The organism is Anaeromicropila populeti, assembly GCF_900112775.1.
Classification (GTDB): Bacteria; Bacillota; Clostridia; order Lachnospirales; family Lachnospiraceae; genus Anaeromicropila_A; species Anaeromicropila_A populeti.
The window spans coordinates 304,293-319,591 of the sequence record NZ_FOYZ01000005.1; the positions used below are offsets into that span (position 1 = coordinate 304,293).

Consider the following 15,299-nt stretch of genomic DNA (forward strand, 5'->3'; position numbering starts at 1 on the left):
TACATGGCAACATTAGCTACAATGCTTATAGTGCTTGATGGATATTCAACAATGCTTGATAAAGTAAATAAACAGACAACACAGTTTAATAAAAAAACAGCCCAAGCAATCGGGTACACAACCAAATTTAGTAATAAATTAAAAGCTTTGGGGGCATCCGCTTCTAAAACAAGTGTTGGCATTGATAAAACTGTTACAAAAATCTCAAAGCTGAATTCTGCCAAAAAGAGCATACAGGTTCTTAACACATTATCTGATAAATTAGACAATGTCCAAAAAAATGCTGAGCAGGCAACTAAGAAAATAACTGATTTGGGTAAAAAAGCAAGCACGTCTATAGCAGCTGCCTCTACAGCTGTAGAAGCAGCTGGGGATTCAGCTGAACCTACAAAGAAATCAGAAGAAAAGCCCAAAAAAAGAAAAAGTATGATTGGAAGTTTGTTGAAAAAATATACAAGTAAAGATGCACTAGTAAATGGAATGCAAATGGTAGACAAATTTACGGATACGGGAACTAAACTTGGTTTAATCAGTAAAGGGAAAGATTCTAAAGAGGCTTTGCAGAATAAAGTATTTGGTGCAGCGAACCGAACAAATAGTTCATATTATGACATGGCTGGCAATGTATCTACAATGGGACAGGCGGCAGGTGATTCATTTAAATCAAATAATGAACTTATTGGATTTACGGAGTTGTCACAAAAAGCAATTGAAATGGGCGGAGGTTCAGATACTGCTGGGTCTATTGGAAAATTGGCAGAGGCAATGAGTGAAAAAACTATAAGTGGAGACGCTTTTAGCTCCATTGCCAATAGTGCACCTGTTATGGTAGATGCTATTGCAGATTATACGGGAAAAAGCAAAAGTGAAATAGAAGAATTAGGGAAGCAGGGTATCATTACAGGTGAAATTCTTAAAAATGCTATGTTAGCATCTGGTGATAGTATTAATCAAAAATATGAAAAAATGCCAATGACTTTTTCGGATATTTGGACAAGAATACAAAATTCTGCATTGCAAGCTTTTTCAGGCATAATGGAAAAGATAAGTGAACTAATCAATGGTGATGACTTTCAAAAAGTTCTCAATGGAATAATGAATGGATTTGAGGCCTTGGGCAATGTCGCAAATGATATCATTAGTGTGATATCAGAGGTTGCAGGTGTGTTTGCAGATAATTGGTCCTGGATTTCGCCAATTATTTTAGGAATAGTAGCTGCTCTAATTGCTTATAACGCAATCATGGAAATATCCGCTATCGTATCTGGAATTCAGGCGGTAGCATTAGGAATCCTAGCAGTCATGCAAAATGGATTTAATGCTTCACTTGCAGTGTGTCCTCTTACGTGGATCATTTTGCTAATTATTGCAGTTATTACGATAATCTATGCAGCAGTTGCAGCGGTAAATCATTTTGCAGGAACTTCTATTAGCGCAACTGGTATTATATTTGGTTTACTTGCAGGGTATGCAACCTGTCTTTATAATGTGTTCGCATACTGTTGGAATGTAGTAGCAGCGTTTGTTGAGTTCTTTGCAAATGTATTTAATCATCCAGTTTATGCTGTAAAAAGTTTGATTGGAAATCTGGCAACAAATGTGTTGGATATGATTATTAGTATGATTGGTGGTTTTGACCAGCTGGCAACGAATATTGCTAATTCTTTTCTGAAAGGAGCGAATAAGGCAATTGAAGTTATCAACGGGTTAGGAAATATAGCAAAAAAACTTGGATTAAAAGGATGGAAGATAGATCCTCTTGAATTGTCTACTTCTATTACAAGTGATCTGGAGGATTTAAAAAGCAATATTAATAAGTGGGTTGGACCAGAGCCAGATGATTACTGGAGTGCGACCACATTGAATCAAAAGGATGTTAAAGATAGCTATGACAATGGTTACGAGTTTGGAAAAAATCAAGAAGATAACATTGGGGATAAAGTGGATAAACTTTTTAGTGGAAATGATGGACTGACCAATCCAACGGTTCCAACAACTCCATTTGATCCAGATAGTTTTGGCACTACAGCAGACCCAGTTACAGTTACCGGAACTGGTACTAATGGTGCAGTCGACGTAAACATGGCAGATGAAGACAAACAGTATTTAAGAGACCTTGCAGAAAGAGATTATATTAATAAATTCAGTACGGCTACCCTTGCACCAAATGTACAGATATCCTTCGGTGATGTGAATAATGTAACGGATATAGACGCAGTGACAGGAAGAATCCGTAGAATATTGCAAGAAGAAATTGCAATGACAGGTGAGGGGGGATATTAATGGATGATGCTGCAAAATTCTGTGCCGTAGATGGTTATGCAATTTTTTTTGATTATGAGAATATAACTTATAGGCTTCCTTTAAATCCAGAAAAAATAGAAGTGTCAAGTTCTATGGCAATAGAAAAGTATGAAATATTAAAACTTGGTCAAATTGCAGTTCCAACGTATATGGAACTTAAAAAGTATAGTTTTGAATGTGAACTTCCTAATGTAAATACAAGTTTATTTGTAGAAACCCCTAATGAACGGTTAAGTCCTCAAAAATATTTAGAATTATTTGAACTATGGCGAAGTAGCAAGAGTCCAGTCCGCTTCATGGCAGGCAGGGTAAATAACAGTACAAATGACATATCAGATGACAGTATTAATTCACTGGTATTAATTGAAGAACTTACTGTTGAAGAAAAGGCAGGTCAGGAAGGCGATAAATATGTTTCATTTCATTTGACAGAATATAGAGAATTTGAAAAAGTTTTGTGTAAAATAAAAAAGAAAACAGGTAAATTAAGTAAAGAAGATACTAGTAAAACGAATCCTAATAATACTGGATATTATGTGGTGAAAAGTGGAGACACTCTATGGGCTATTGCAAAAAAATACTATGGAGATGGTTCCAAGTATACTAAAATTTATAAGGCCAATAAAGATAAAATTAAAAATCCGTCATTAATTTATGTTGGGCAAAAGCTTACTATACCAAGTTAGGGGTGTTTATAATGAGTATGGAATTTGTTGTTACGATTGATAAAAAAATATACGAAATAAGCCAACTGGTTAACAAGGTTTCTTATACAGACAAATTAAATGATGGATGTAGTAAGTTAGAATTTTCTTATATCAATAACAATCTTGAAATAAAAAATGGTAGTATCGTCAGATTTCAATACAATAATGCGAAGATTTTTTATGGAGTTGTGTTTCGTCATGAAAGAAGTGATAAAAATGAAGTTTCTGTTACAGCGTATGATTTGCTTCGATATTGTAAAGCTACAGATACCATTATTATTAAGGAAGATACAATAAGTACGTTGACAAAAAAAATGTGTACGTACTTTGGATTGCCTACAGGGACTATTACTGATACAAAATATAAACTTTCTACAAGTGTGGTGGATAATAAAACCTGGCTGGATATTATTTATTCAGCAATTAGTGACACATTATTGAATAAAGGTAAAAAATATTTGCTGAGAGATGAGTATGGTACAATTGCAATTCGGGATGTGGACGAGCTAAAATTGAATTTAGTGCTTGGAGATAGAAGTTTAGTATATGGTTATGAATATGAAAAATCTATTGATGAAGACTACTACAATTACATTAAACTAATTGCAAACAATAAACCATATGTAACGAGAGCAGATTTGGAAGCCATTACCGAGTTTGGGTTGTTGCAATATTCTGAAACTTTAGATGATAAAATCAACATTGCACAGGCAAACGCTAAAGCAGATGCTTTATTAAAGCTTTATAATCGAGAAGCAGAATCTTTGTCAATAAAATGTCTGGGGGATACACGTATTCGAGCTGGTTCAGGTTTTTTCGCTAAAATAGAAGACATAGGACTTGAAAAATATCTATTTGTAAAGGAAGTAAAACATGATTTTGTCCCTGTACATACTATGAATTTGGAGGTGACATTATGATACAAGAGATAAAGAGAATTGTTGAGAATTATTTAAATAATGAAAAATTATGCAGCATAATGATAGGTACGGTTGTAGAAGAGGGCATAAAGGTTAGTGATAAATTAACTGTACCAAATGAATTAATAGTTGGTAATTTGAAAAAAACAATTGTATTCGGAGATAGTGTCAGACTTTTACGAAATCATGGTGGACAGCAGTTTTATATTTTGGAGGTGATTGAGTGATACCAGCAGCAAGTATAGATAGTGAATTAGTGATAAATGAAGAAATTGAAACCAGTAAAACATATTCTTTATCAGATACTAAAATTCAGGGAATGGGAGAGCAGTTAGAAGCACTGAAACAAGCAATTTATAAAGTGCTTACTACTGAAAAATATGAACATCCAATTTATAGTTTTCAATATGGAATTGAGTTGCAAAATCTTGTGGGTAAAGATATCACTTATGTAAAAATGGAACTGGTAAGAAGAATTCAAGAATGCCTGATTCAGGATGAACGAATCAGCAGCGTGGAGAATTTTAGTTTTACAGTCAATGGGGACGAAATGCTTTGTACGTTTGATGTTAACAGTATTTATGGAAAGGTTATTATAGGAAAAGAGGTGAGTGTATAGTGTTTGAAGAAATGACATATGAAGCAATATTAGAAGATATGCTTGATAGAGTAACAAGTGATGTTGATAAACGAGAGGGTTCTGTTATTTATGATGCATTGGCACCATGTGCATATCAACTGGCACAAAACTATTTTAACTTAAACAATTTTTTAGATTTGGTAAGTGGGGATACGGCAATAGAAAAGTATCTAGACAGAATAGTTGCAGATTATGGTATTACTAGGAAACCAGCTACATGTGCAGTCCGAAAAATCAATACTTCTGGTCCAATAGAGAGTGGAACTAGATGGGGAATTAAAGATACCAGTTATGTAGTAACAAAGACTCTTTCAACAAATGTTTATTCAGCACAGTGTGAACAAAGTGGAGAGATTGGTAATACCTATACAGGTGAACTTGAAAACATTGACAATGTAGGAGGGGTTTTAGCGGTTTTAACTGACATTATTACATCTGGTGAGAACGAAGAAACAGATGAGAATCTGAGAAACAGATTTTTTACTTACCTGCAAAGACCAGGGACTAGTGGAAATGCGTTTCATTATCGTGAATGGGCATTGTTAGTACCAGGAGTTGGGGATGCGAAGGTATTTCCTCTGTGGAATGGAAGTGGAACAGTAAAGATTCTAATTGTAAACAATAACTTAGAAATTGATAAAGCTTTAGAAACCAGTGTTCTGTCTTATATTGAAACGGTTCGCCCAATTGGAGCAACTGTAACAGTAGAAAGCCCAATTGAAAAAAATATTTCAATTAGCTCCAGTATTGTCCTGGATGGTTCAGCTACATACGAGGAGGTAGTTCGTTCTTTTACAGAACAGTTAGGTGCTTACTTAAAAAAACTTGTATTTCAGAATTATAGTGTGAGCTATGCCAAAATAGGAAGCTTGTTATTGTCAGTTCCAGGTGTTCTGGATTACAGCAATTTATTAATCAATAATGGAATAAGCAATCTTTTGATTAACGAAGTGGAAATCCCTTCTGTCGGAACAATAACGCTAACGGAGGTGGTATAGTTGAAACTTATGAAATTGTTACCAGATTTGTATCAAGACAATGATACCATGAAAGAACTGCAAAGCATTGTCAATTTGGAAACAGATAAGGTTCAGGAAGCTTTAAATAAGACCATTAATGAATGCTATGTAAGTACATCCTCTGAGTTGTTAAGCAGATATGAAAAGATATACGGATTAGCCATTGAAGTTAACAAATCTGATATCAAGCGGCGGGAACGTATTATTGCACGAACAAGAGGAATTGGAACGGTTACAAAAAAAATGCTGGAGGATGTTGCTGCCTCCTATTCAAATGGTGAAGTTGAAGTGATTGAAAAGCCAGAAGATTATAGTTTTATTATTAAATTTGTTGGAACGAGAGGAATTCCGTCTAATATGTCAGATTTAGTTTGTACGATTGAGGAAATTAAACCAGCTCACATGGCATTTTCTTTTGAGTATATACTGAATACATGGAATATGATATCCGGCTTGACCTGGGGACAAGGAAATTCTTATACATGGAAGCAATTAAGAGAGGATGTGGTTTAATGCCAGAGTATACAGCTAATTATAAATTGCAAAAGCAGCAGGAAAATGAGTTTGTAAATATAAATGGATTAAATGAAAATTTTGATATAATTGATGCCACTTTGAGCAAAATTTCAAAGCTTGAAAAGGCAGGTGGAACGGCAACAGCTATTACCCTAGAAAATATTACGGAAGAAAGCGGATTTTTAAAGACGTTTCTGGTATCAAACAATAATAATGGTGCTGAAACGACTATAAATGGGAAGCCAATATATAAGCCAGGGACAACTAGCTCACCTATTTTAACGGAGGGGAAAGCTGCAACTATATGGTTTGATGAGAACGGTGATTGTTTTTTTATCAAGGCTAGTGCGGAAGGAAATGCAGTTGCTGCAAACGTACTAGCAGAAAGGACATTCAGCAACAGTGATGACACGGGGATTGTGGGATCAATGGAAAATCAAGGAGCTGTTATCATAAAACCAGAGGCATGTAATATAGCAATCCCAAAGGGATTTCATAATGGGGAAGGGTATGTATTAGGTGATACTGAACTAACAAGCAATAATATTAGAAAAGGCGTCAATTTATTTGGAGTAGAGGGAAGTCTCGATCCTATGTCGTCTATATTAGGTGTTACCAAAGCTTATTATGCGTATGCAGGTGATACAATTTCTACAGGTGATTTTGTGAAATTTGTTACTGGAGTTGCTGGAGTTGGTGCTGGAGAAGCAGAGGAGAGACAGATACTCCCTGAATTTGAAAGTGGATGTTTTCCAGTGCTTGCAGCCACCGCGTTATCAAGTACGGAAGTTTTACTATGCTACATGGAAAGCGTGTTAACTGGTCATCTGAAACTTGTTGTATTGACAATAGATGGTGTGGAATTTTCGATTGGTACAAGCTACACAACTGCAATATGGGGGAGTATAAGTTGCGTATACTTAGTTAAATTATCAAATACTAGCGTGGCTTTAGTATATCTCATCACAAATAAAATTTATAGTGCTGTAATGAACCTAAGCGGAACAAACGTTGTGTCTGAAGGTTCAAGACAGAGAATTTATCCAAATGATGAATTCGCGGTGTATTCATTATCTATAGCTCCTATTGATAGTGAAAGATTTGTATTGTATGGAATGCGAACAATATCTGAAATACAGAGTATATATTTTACGGTTTGTACAGTTGGTGGTAGTAATACAGAAGGCTTTACTACACAAATTTGCTCTAATAGTACTTATTATTATCACTCTATATCTTTTACTCCAGACGGACTTACTGGTGTATGTTTGTACAGTAATGATCTTGGCGGTACATATGTTGAGCGTTATGTAATAACAGGTACTACGGTAACAAAAACCCACTCTATAAATTTAAATAAAAGTGCAGCATCTATTAACAGTTGTGCACTATTTACGCTTAATTCCTATCAGGCAATTTTAATTACCAATGAGAATGTGGGAGATGGATATAAGAACTATTACAGGGGAATTTATTTTGAACCAGATAATGTAAAATCTGTTTTGGTGTCACCAGCTTTATTAATGGAAGAAGAAAACTATGGAAGTATTTATGGGTGTGTTGTTGAGGAAAACAAGATGTTGATACAATATACCAAAAGTGGTTTATATAACAAGATATTTGCTAGGATTGTTACTATAGATCGAGAGGTTCCTACGGCATACACGGCAAGTCAGAGAAATTCTAATGTGTGTAATTTGATAAAACTGGAAGGGACTAAAGTGTTAGCATTTGGAGCTGGAGCAAGTTCATCCGCTGCATTTGGCATAGTCCTCAATGCTCCGGGAACAGAAGTAGAGTGCCTAAACTATTTATATGAAACCCAGGTTGCAAAATCAACAAGTAATGATGATATTAATGGGATTGCATTAGATGCAGCAGTGGGTGGGATTTCTATAGGTGCAAATGCAAGTCACAATCAAATTACAAGAGTAATATCAAAACTTTAGGAGGGGTTGTAATGAACAAAATTTTATTTTTAGATTCTAGATATGTAATAGTAGGCATAGTAAGTCAGTTTACATATGTAAAAATTCAAGATGGTAAATATGTGCCTTCTACAGAGGACCAAGCTGTTGGTAAGTATGTAGAAAGGGAGAACACAGTATATCCAAATGATTTGAAGGCAGTAGAAGTATCACAGGTTCCAGAAGAAATTGTGCCAGGGAAATATTGCTATACAGATGAAATTGGTTTTTATATTAATACAGACTGGAAGGAGCCACCAAAAGATATCAGTCAGATCACCAATGATATAGATGCCCTTAATATGCATCAGGCAGAAATAGAACTAGATATAGATTATCGGTTATCATTGTTGGAGTTAGGGAATAAGGAGGCAAATGCATGAATACATACGAAAATTTAAAAAAAATAATTGTCGTTGGTAAAAAAACAAAAGACGAAATAGTAGTGATGATGAATGTATTTTTAATCAATTTCAGGATTACCAACGAGCAGTATGATGAATTAATGACCTTACTAAATAGCATTTAAAACATTGATATAAGGGGAATCTAAAAGGTTCTCCTTTTCAACTAACAAAAGAGGGAGAAGGCTGGCTATGGAAAAAGTGTATATTGCTATTAAAAATAGTGCGTTTATTAAATTGGTTATTATTGCAGTTGTAATGGATACAGTATTTGGACTTGTACGTGCTTTTCGGCAGAAAAAGTTAAATAGTAGTGTTGGGATTGATGGGGGAATCAGAAAAATTAGTATGCTGGTATCTATTGTTTTTACAGCTGCTGTGGATGTAATTGTTCATGTGAATTTTATTGGATTTATACCAGTGGAAATAAGAAATTATTTTCCACCTAATATACAGGAACTTGGATTGGCAGAGTTTTTTGCTATTTTATACCTAACATATGAAATAGTAAGTATTTTAAAAAACATGACGCTTTGTGGATTACCAGTAAAAAAAATGTGGGACATGGTACAAAATTTTTTGAGAAAATATACAAATGAACTTCCAGATACTTTAGAAGAAGATAGAAAAAAGGGGGAATTGTAAAATGCTAAATATAGTTAAGAATTTAACTGCGGTCAATAGAACAGTAAAGGATAGTCGATTTATTAACTATATTGTTATTCACTGGGTAGGAAGTGTTTCTACAGCAAAAAACAATTCATTGTATTTTAAAAATATAAATCGTAATGCTTCCGCACACTATTTTGTAGATGATATAAGTATTTACCAAGTAGTAGAAGATAAAAATGTTGCATGGCATTGTGGTGGAAATCGGTTATTGTCAGGTGGAGGTACATATCATACAATTTGTACGAATAGTAACAGTCTGGGAATCGAAATGTGTTTAGATACAGTTGGACATGTTTCTGATATGACTATTCAAAATACAGCAGAACTTGTCCAATACTTAATGAACAAATATAGCATTAGTACAAATAATGTAATACGACATTACGATGTCACAGGGAAGCAATGCCCAGGAGCCTATATTAAAGAGGAAAGATGGGAGTGGCTGAAATCAGTTCTTATTGGCGCTGCTAATCCTTATATAAGACCTGCAAAAACGTTAAAAAAAGGTTCAAAAGGACAAGAGGTTCAATGGGTTCAATGGCAACTTAGCCATGCAGGCTATCCATTGGTCATAGATGGAATATTTGGAATAAAGACAGAAAAAATGGTTGCTGCATTTCAAAATGAAACAGGTTTAAAAGTTGCTTCTGGAGTAGTAGGACCTAAGACAAGATATGCATTGGAACAGCAAGATTAACAATTTTTTCAATAATATAATATTTTGTTATCTAACATTTTACATATATTAGAGGCAAAAATAAAATTTATGGATATAATGTATTTGACTCGATTTGAATGCTTGAAAATATGCAAAAAGTAAGGCTAAAACAATAAAAAGTGTTGACAATCCAAACCAGTATAGGTTAAAATAGGTGTATGAAGTTAGTCAGTTCTTTACTAACTTGAAACCAGAAAATGCTGGTAGTGATAGCGGTTAATATTATATTATTATAAATTTTACAGGGCGGTGCTAGTCATATTTGACTGGTGCCGTTTTTGCCGTGACAGGCAGATTTTGATTCTGGCCTGTCACATAAAGACCTAATTATTACATATTATTTAAGCTTGTTGTTAGTCGTTTTATCAGCTGCATTAGATGAATTTGGCTTATCAATGTCAGGGATGTCTCCATCACCATATTCCGTGTTAAAATCATAATCCAGATTGATTTTATTTACAAGACCAGAGTTTTTTGTGAAGATAGTATCATCGACTTGCTTTTTATGACTCATTTTATCACGCTCCTTTCCATGAAAGTATTTGTGAAATGAAAATAAATATACATGCATGATATTGAAAGGCAAAATGAGAAAAGGTGTATAATAAGCAGGTAGAAAAGTTATTGCAAAAAAAATATGTAAATGCTATGATTTAGACATATTAGTAAATGACTCATAATTATGAGGAGTGAGAAAATGAACGAAATAGCATGGACTTTATTAGGAACAGGCTTTACCTTTTTCATGACTGCGTTGGGGGCTTCCATAGTATTTTTCTTTCGGGGAAATATAAATCGAAATGTTCAGAAAGTCTTTTTAGGTTTTGCGGCAGGTGTGATGATTGCGGCATCTGTCTGGTCATTATTGACACCAGCCATTGAAGAAGCAGAGAAACTGGGACAGGTAGGTTGGGTTCCAGCTGCTGGGGGATTTGCATTAGGAGGATTGTTCTTACTTGCATTAGATACGCTGCTGCCTCATTTGCATCCTGGAAACAAAGAACCAGAAGGGATATCATCAAATTGGAAGAGGACTACTTTACTTGTTTTTGCAGTCACTCTTCATAATATTCCAGAAGGTATGGCTGTAGGATTGGCATTTGCGCTGGCAGTAGGAGAAAATGGTAGTATTGCAATGTCTTCTGGAGCAATTGCATTGGCAATTGGTATGGGGATTCAGAACTTTCCAGAGGGAGCAGCGATATCGCTTCCATTACGACAAGAAGGTGTTAGTAAAGGAAAGGCATTTTTGTTAGGCTGCTTATCTGGGATAGTTGAACCAGTTTTTGGTGTTTTGACAGTGCTGGCAGCAAGTAATATTACAACTTTTATGCCATGGCTTTTGGCATTTGCAGCGGGTTCCATGATATATGTAGTAGTTGAGGAACTGATACCAGAAGCACATCTGGGTGAACATTCTAATATAGGAACACTTGGAGTTATGGCAGGATTTCTGATTATGATGGTTTTAGATGTCGCACTTGGCTGAATCAGTTTACTAAAAAATAACGTTGGACGAAAAGTATTTATGTCGAACGTTATTTCTGTTTTTTAGATTGGGTATTTTGTTTTATACAGTCAGGGCATAGACCAGTTATTTCTAGATTATGTCCCGTTATTTGAAAACCTGTTTCTTCCGCTAGATTTGTTTCAAGAGCAGTCAAAGGACAAAAGGCAATTGGAATTGATTTATTGCATTTTGTGCAGGTTAAAAAATGTTTATGATCATTGCTATTTAATTTATAAGATAGAATCCCATCCAAATTATAAGTTTTTAATAATATTCCTTTATCATATAGTACAGATAAAGTGCGATAAACAGTAGAGTAATTCATTTTTGTTGTTTTAAGGCAAGTATCATAAATATCTTCAGCAGTAAGTGGTAATATGGAGTTTTCTAAAATAGTGAGAATAATCATTCTATTTTTTGTAACCTTTAACTGATGGGATTGTAAAATCGCTTCTTTCATGTATATCGTCCTTTTGTTCTATAGTTCTTAAAACACTTCAAATTATAAGTATACTCAAGTTTGAAAGAGTGGTCAAGTGAAAAATTGTGCAATCTATATTTTCTACTTGTGTGTATGTGTAATAATAAGGTATAATTAATTAAAAAAATGGAAGATGGTGGTGTTGAATGAAAAGCGTTGTTGGAATTGGAAAACATTCTGACATCCAGAAGGCAGTTGAAGAGGCAACTAGGCAAATAGTGAATCCTGAACTAATTATTTTAATGACTACATATGCAAAGTTAAAAGAAGCATCTCAGTTGATACATGAAAAATATCCTGATGTGCAGTCAATTGGTACAAGCGGTATTACGTATTCAGACGGGCAGGTTTATGAAGCAGAGATCGTTGTCATTGCTTTTTCCGAAGGAATTCGTGTAGTAACCGGAGTTATAACAAATTTATCGGAGGCGCCAATTCAGCATGTAAAGAAATTACAAGAAAACTCGGACAAGATAGAACCTGGCACTGACAATACAGTGTGTATTGAGTTTTGTACCGGGGATGAAGAGAAGTTGGTAACTACGCTGAATGCAGGGTTTCATAAGTATTCCATAGGATTAATTGGGGGTACGGTTTTTGGGTATCCAAATGGAGAAAGGGCAGAGGTTTCTTGTAATGGTAAAGTGTATGAAGATGCCTGTGCCTATGTATTAATTAAAAATGTGACAGCAAAAATAAAGGTTTATAAAGAGAATATATATGGAAAACATAGTGATAATGCACATATTGCAACAAAAGTTAATTTAAAGAAAAAGGAACTAATCGAACTGGATTATAAACCAGCAACAGAAGTCTATAGTAAGGAACTGGATATTCCGAGAGATAAAATTTTACAGAGTGTTTTGACAAATCCCATGGGCAGAGTAGTGCGTGATCAGGTTTTTATTTCTTCTATGCATACAATTGGAGCAGATGGTTCTCTTCTAAATTATAAGAAAATAAATGAAAATGATACGATTTACTTTTTACAATTATTGGACTATACAAAAATTACGAAACAGACAATAGAAGCAATTAGAAAAGATTTTTCAAGAATTTCTTTTGTTTTTTCAGTTGATTGTATATACCGCCATATGTTGTATCAGGATAAAAAATATTTAGACACATATTTAGCTGAAATGCGGAGAATGGGAAATCATGCAGGAATTGTAGGCGGGGGAGAACAGTTTAATAACCAGCATGTTAATCAGACAATGGTTTGTGCTGTGTTTGAATAGGGGGAGTTTTATGTTTGGACTGAAAAAGAAAAAAGGAATTTCAGTTTTGCCAGAAGCCGAAAGTAAGCAGGTCAATTGGAAGGAAAAGTTATATCCATTTCATTTTATGGGGAAGTATTTGCTGGACAAGAAGCTTGAATTACAAAAGGAAGAAATGGAGACAATTGAGGAGATAGGAATTATAAAAGAATCTTTCGTATCAGTAAATAATAAAGCAGAGGATATTAATGAAGAAATTAAAGGATTCAATAAGGAATTTGTTCTAATCAGGGATGTTACAAAAAATTTTGAAAATATTATTTTCAGAATGACAGAGGTTGCAGAAAATACACATACTAATATGGAATATTTAAGGAAAAGTTCAGATTCTGTTGAAGAGAGTTTTATTCACATTCAAAATGTCTTCGATGCATTTCAGACTAGCTTTGCAGAAATACGAAGAAATATGGAAGACATTATTGGAATTGCCGATCAAACAAATCTACTTGCATTAAATGCGTCAATAGAAGCAGCAAGAGCAGGAGAACATGGAAAAGGATTTGCAGTAGTGGCAGATGAGGTAAATAAACTTGCATTAGAAATTAAGGAACTGGTCAGACATGTCGATGGTAGTATGTCCAGTTTAAATTTAAATACAGATAAATTAACAGATTCAATCAACCAAACAAATCTTTCGCTGAAGGAGTCAAAAAAACAGGTTGACCGGACAGAAGAGATTATGGAATCTATAAAAATTGTTGCAAATGAGGTGTCTGATGAAAATGAAGCCATGGATACCATTCTATCAAGCTGTGATAAGACGATTGAAAGGATTTCTTATGACATAAATGAATCTAAGCAATACTATAATAAGGTTTTGGTAAACATAGATACATTAAACAATAAAATAACTAATAAAGGTTTTATTTTTGAAGACATGAGTAATATTTTAGAGCAAATGGAGCCGTTGGTAAATCAAATATGTAAATAAGCTAGAATTAAATGATATTGGTATAATATCACATAATTTATCCATACTAAACCATGAGGTGATGATGATGGATAAAGATAAAATAGAAAAGCAGCAACAAAAAAAATGTAATGAGACTTTTAACTGTGTGACAAGCAAAAGTTCAGTAGAAAATCAAAATCAGAATCATAATGTAAGAGCTGAGGGGATTCATCCAATTAATCAAAAGAGATAACATACTTGGAGAATTGGAAAGGATTTTTTTGGAAAAATTTGAAAGTGGCTGTATAAGAGGAAAATTACTTTTATGCAGTCACTTTTAGCTTTTGGAAATGAGGTGCTAATAAGTTGGATTTCATAAAAATTGATTTGCAATTATGGTATAAATCTATTATAGTGATAGGGAAATGTTAATTTTGAAGGAGGAAAAACAGGTGAGGATTTTAAAAGAAGATACTATGCTTTTAAATATTGATTTTCAAGAAAAGTTAGTTCCTGTTGTGGCGGATCATTCTGAAGTTGTATTGCAGATAATAAAATTAATTAAGGGACTTCATGCATTAAAATGTCCTGTCTTATTTTCACAACAATATACAAAAGGCCTTGGCATGACTATAGGAGAAATACAAGAAGTTGTGGAATCTGAATTTTGTTATTTTGATAAGACAAGTTTTAGCTGCGCTGAGGATGACCAGATTATGCAGGCTATTAAGGAACAGCAGAAGAAAAATATTATTATAACGGGGATGGAAGCTCATATTTGTGTGATGCAGACAGTGGTAGATCTGATTCAAGAGGGTTATCAGGTTATAGTGGTGGCAGATTGTATTGGTTCCAGAACTGCTTTTAATAAACAGATTGGCATTGACAGAATGAAAGCAGAGGGTGCAGTGATTACGTCTGTGGAATCTATATTGTTTGAATTAGCCCAAAAAGCAGGAACTGATGAGTTTAAAGTGATTTCTAAATTAATCAAATAAGTAATAGGGGTTATAAGCCCCTAGTTGCCAAGAGTTATTTATAAAGAGGTAACTGTTTATTTATGTTTCGTGTTTGAACAGTTTTATAAATATTTAAAAAAGTAAAAAAGTTGTTGACAGATGTATTAGACTCTGCTATACTTATCCAAGTCAGCAACAAATTGTCTAAAAAGGTCAAACAAATTAAACAATTTAAAAAATATAAAAAACATGTTGACACACGTCGAAAGATGTGGTAAGATAATCAAGTCGCTTCTGAGAGAAACAAAGACAG

General features: G+C 34.1%; 19 protein-coding genes. 17 read left to right on the forward strand and 2 right to left on the reverse strand.

Annotation, left to right across the window (positions count from 1 at the left end):
• The first annotated feature begins 3 nt into the window (after positions 1–3).
• The 12 genes from BM305_RS08455 to BM305_RS08505 all read left to right on the forward strand — a co-directional run bounded on the left by BM305_RS08455 (position 4) and on the right by BM305_RS08505 (position 9,846).
• Complete coding sequence (locus tag BM305_RS08455; RefSeq protein ID WP_092560257.1) at positions 4–2,283, forward strand: tape measure protein; 2,280 nt, start codon at positions 4–6, stop codon at positions 2,281–2,283.
• Positions 2,283–2,990, forward strand: coding sequence for a LysM peptidoglycan-binding domain-containing protein (locus BM305_RS08460; RefSeq protein ID WP_092560258.1), 708 nt, complete (start codon positions 2,283–2,285; stop codon positions 2,988–2,990). Before BM305_RS08455 ends, BM305_RS08460 begins: the two co-directional genes overlap by 1 nt.
• 11 nt (positions 2,991–3,001) lie before the next feature.
• Positions 3,002–3,931, forward strand: a complete 930-nt coding sequence (locus tag BM305_RS08465; RefSeq protein WP_092560259.1) for an XkdQ/YqbQ family protein — start codon at positions 3,002–3,004, stop codon at positions 3,929–3,931.
• The gene (locus tag BM305_RS08470) at positions 3,928–4,158 is read left to right on the forward strand and encodes a DNA helicase (RefSeq protein WP_092560260.1); all 231 of its coding nucleotides are present in this window, start codon (positions 3,928–3,930) and stop codon (positions 4,156–4,158) included. The genes BM305_RS08465 and BM305_RS08470 overlap by 4 nt, the downstream gene beginning before the upstream one ends.
• Positions 4,155–4,550 carry a DUF2634 domain-containing protein gene (locus BM305_RS08475; protein ID WP_092560261.1) on the forward strand — a complete coding sequence of 132 codons (396 nt, stop codon included), beginning with the start codon at positions 4,155–4,157 and terminating at the stop codon, positions 4,548–4,550. The genes BM305_RS08470 and BM305_RS08475 overlap by 4 nt, the downstream gene beginning before the upstream one ends.
• Positions 4,550–5,569, forward strand: coding sequence for a baseplate J/gp47 family protein (locus tag BM305_RS08480; protein WP_242940498.1), 1,020 nt, complete (start codon positions 4,550–4,552; stop codon positions 5,567–5,569). Before BM305_RS08475 ends, BM305_RS08480 begins: the two co-directional genes overlap by 1 nt.
• 9 nt (positions 5,570–5,578) lie before the next feature.
• Entirely contained in the window at positions 5,579–6,103 is a 525-nt protein-coding gene (locus BM305_RS08485; protein WP_242940502.1) for a putative phage tail protein, read from the forward strand.
• Positions 6,073–8,055 carry a hypothetical protein gene (locus BM305_RS08490; RefSeq protein WP_092560263.1) on the forward strand — a complete coding sequence of 661 codons (1,983 nt, stop codon included), beginning with the start codon at positions 6,073–6,075 and terminating at the stop codon, positions 8,053–8,055. Before BM305_RS08485 ends, BM305_RS08490 begins: the two co-directional genes overlap by 31 nt.
• An 11-nt stretch (positions 8,056–8,066) precedes the next feature.
• Positions 8,067–8,456 carry a hypothetical protein gene (locus tag BM305_RS08495; RefSeq protein WP_092560264.1) on the forward strand — a complete coding sequence of 130 codons (390 nt, stop codon included), beginning with the start codon at positions 8,067–8,069 and terminating at the stop codon, positions 8,454–8,456.
• A complete protein-coding gene (locus BM305_RS19015) occupies positions 8,453–8,602 on the forward strand; it encodes a hypothetical protein (protein ID WP_177214634.1) in 150 nt (49 codons plus the stop codon). The genes BM305_RS08495 and BM305_RS19015 overlap by 4 nt, the downstream gene beginning before the upstream one ends.
• 67 nt (positions 8,603–8,669) lie before the next feature.
• Entirely contained in the window at positions 8,670–9,122 is a 453-nt protein-coding gene (locus BM305_RS08500; protein ID WP_092560265.1) for a phage holin family protein, read from the forward strand.
• 1 nt (position 9,123) lies between these two features.
• Positions 9,124–9,846, forward strand: a complete 723-nt coding sequence (locus tag BM305_RS08505; RefSeq protein WP_092560266.1) for a peptidoglycan recognition protein family protein — start codon at positions 9,124–9,126, stop codon at positions 9,844–9,846.
• 358 nt (positions 9,847–10,204) lie between these two features.
• Here the strand turns inward: BM305_RS08505 and BM305_RS19020 are convergent, their stop codons facing one another.
• Entirely contained in the window at positions 10,205–10,381 is a 177-nt protein-coding gene (locus tag BM305_RS19020) for a hypothetical protein (RefSeq protein WP_177214635.1), read from the reverse strand.
• 183 nt (positions 10,382–10,564) lie between these two features.
• Between BM305_RS19020 and BM305_RS08510 the strand changes: the two genes are divergently transcribed.
• The gene (locus BM305_RS08510; protein ID WP_092560267.1) at positions 10,565–11,356 is read left to right on the forward strand and encodes a ZIP family metal transporter; all 792 of its coding nucleotides are present in this window, start codon (positions 10,565–10,567) and stop codon (positions 11,354–11,356) included.
• A 49-nt stretch (positions 11,357–11,405) separates the two neighbouring features.
• On the opposite strand, the gene BM305_RS08515 is transcribed toward BM305_RS08510, so the two are convergent.
• Positions 11,406–11,837, reverse strand: a complete 432-nt coding sequence (locus BM305_RS08515) for a Fur family transcriptional regulator (protein WP_092560268.1) — start codon at positions 11,835–11,837, stop codon at positions 11,406–11,408.
• 167 nt (positions 11,838–12,004) lie between these two features.
• Between BM305_RS08515 and BM305_RS08520 the strand changes: the two genes are divergently transcribed.
• The 4 genes from BM305_RS08520 (at position 12,005) to BM305_RS08530 (ending at position 15,025) form a co-directional block, all read left to right on the forward strand.
• Complete coding sequence (locus BM305_RS08520; RefSeq protein ID WP_092560269.1) at positions 12,005–13,096, forward strand: FIST signal transduction protein; 1,092 nt, start codon at positions 12,005–12,007, stop codon at positions 13,094–13,096.
• 340 nt (positions 13,097–13,436) lie between these two features.
• A complete protein-coding gene (locus BM305_RS08525) occupies positions 13,437–14,066 on the forward strand; it encodes a methyl-accepting chemotaxis protein (RefSeq protein ID WP_408606121.1) in 630 nt (209 codons plus the stop codon).
• A 67-nt stretch (positions 14,067–14,133) separates the two neighbouring features.
• Positions 14,134–14,280, forward strand: a complete 147-nt coding sequence (locus tag BM305_RS19025; protein ID WP_177214637.1) for a hypothetical protein — start codon at positions 14,134–14,136, stop codon at positions 14,278–14,280.
• 199 nt (positions 14,281–14,479) lie between these two features.
• A complete protein-coding gene (locus BM305_RS08530) occupies positions 14,480–15,025 on the forward strand; it encodes an isochorismatase family protein (protein WP_177214638.1) in 546 nt (181 codons plus the stop codon).
• Positions 15,026–15,299: the final 274 nt, after the last annotated feature.

What these genes read in the sequence shown, in the direction of transcription:
- BM305_RS08500 (WP_092560265.1), top strand. Translation starts at nt 8,670, where the DNA reads ATGGAAAAAGTGTATATTGCTATTAAAAATAGTGCGTTTATTAAATTG.
- BM305_RS19025 (WP_177214637.1), top strand. Translation starts at nt 14,134, where the DNA reads ATGGATAAAGATAAAATAGAAAAGCAGCAACAAAAAAAATGTAATGAG.
- BM305_RS08520 (WP_092560269.1), top strand. Translation starts at nt 12,005, where the DNA reads ATGAAAAGCGTTGTTGGAATTGGAAAACATTCTGACATCCAGAAGGCA.
- BM305_RS08525 (WP_408606121.1), top strand. Translation starts at nt 13,437, where the DNA reads ATGGAATATTTAAGGAAAAGTTCAGATTCTGTTGAAGAGAGTTTTATT.
- BM305_RS08495 (WP_092560264.1), top strand. Translation starts at nt 8,067, where the DNA reads ATGAACAAAATTTTATTTTTAGATTCTAGATATGTAATAGTAGGCATA.
- BM305_RS08490 (WP_092560263.1), top strand. Translation starts at nt 6,073, where the DNA reads ATGGAAGCAATTAAGAGAGGATGTGGTTTAATGCCAGAGTATACAGCT.
- BM305_RS08455 (WP_092560257.1), top strand. Translation starts at nt 4, where the DNA reads ATGGCAACATTAGCTACAATGCTTATAGTGCTTGATGGATATTCAACA.
- BM305_RS08460 (WP_092560258.1), top strand. Translation starts at nt 2,283, where the DNA reads ATGGATGATGCTGCAAAATTCTGTGCCGTAGATGGTTATGCAATTTTT.
- BM305_RS08470 (WP_092560260.1), top strand. Translation starts at nt 3,928, where the DNA reads ATGATACAAGAGATAAAGAGAATTGTTGAGAATTATTTAAATAATGAA.
- BM305_RS08465 (WP_092560259.1), top strand. Translation starts at nt 3,002, where the DNA reads ATGAGTATGGAATTTGTTGTTACGATTGATAAAAAAATATACGAAATA.
- BM305_RS19020 (WP_177214635.1), bottom strand. Translation starts at nt 10,381, where the DNA reads ATGAGTCATAAAAAGCAAGTCGATGATACTATCTTCACAAAAAACTCT.
- BM305_RS08515 (WP_092560268.1), bottom strand. Translation starts at nt 11,837, where the DNA reads ATGAAAGAAGCGATTTTACAATCCCATCAGTTAAAGGTTACAAAAAAT.
- BM305_RS19015 (WP_177214634.1), top strand. Translation starts at nt 8,453, where the DNA reads ATGAATACATACGAAAATTTAAAAAAAATAATTGTCGTTGGTAAAAAA.
- BM305_RS08510 (WP_092560267.1), top strand. Translation starts at nt 10,565, where the DNA reads ATGAACGAAATAGCATGGACTTTATTAGGAACAGGCTTTACCTTTTTC.
- BM305_RS08505 (WP_092560266.1), top strand. Translation starts at nt 9,124, where the DNA reads ATGCTAAATATAGTTAAGAATTTAACTGCGGTCAATAGAACAGTAAAG.
- BM305_RS08485 (WP_242940502.1), top strand. Translation starts at nt 5,579, where the DNA reads ATGAAATTGTTACCAGATTTGTATCAAGACAATGATACCATGAAAGAA.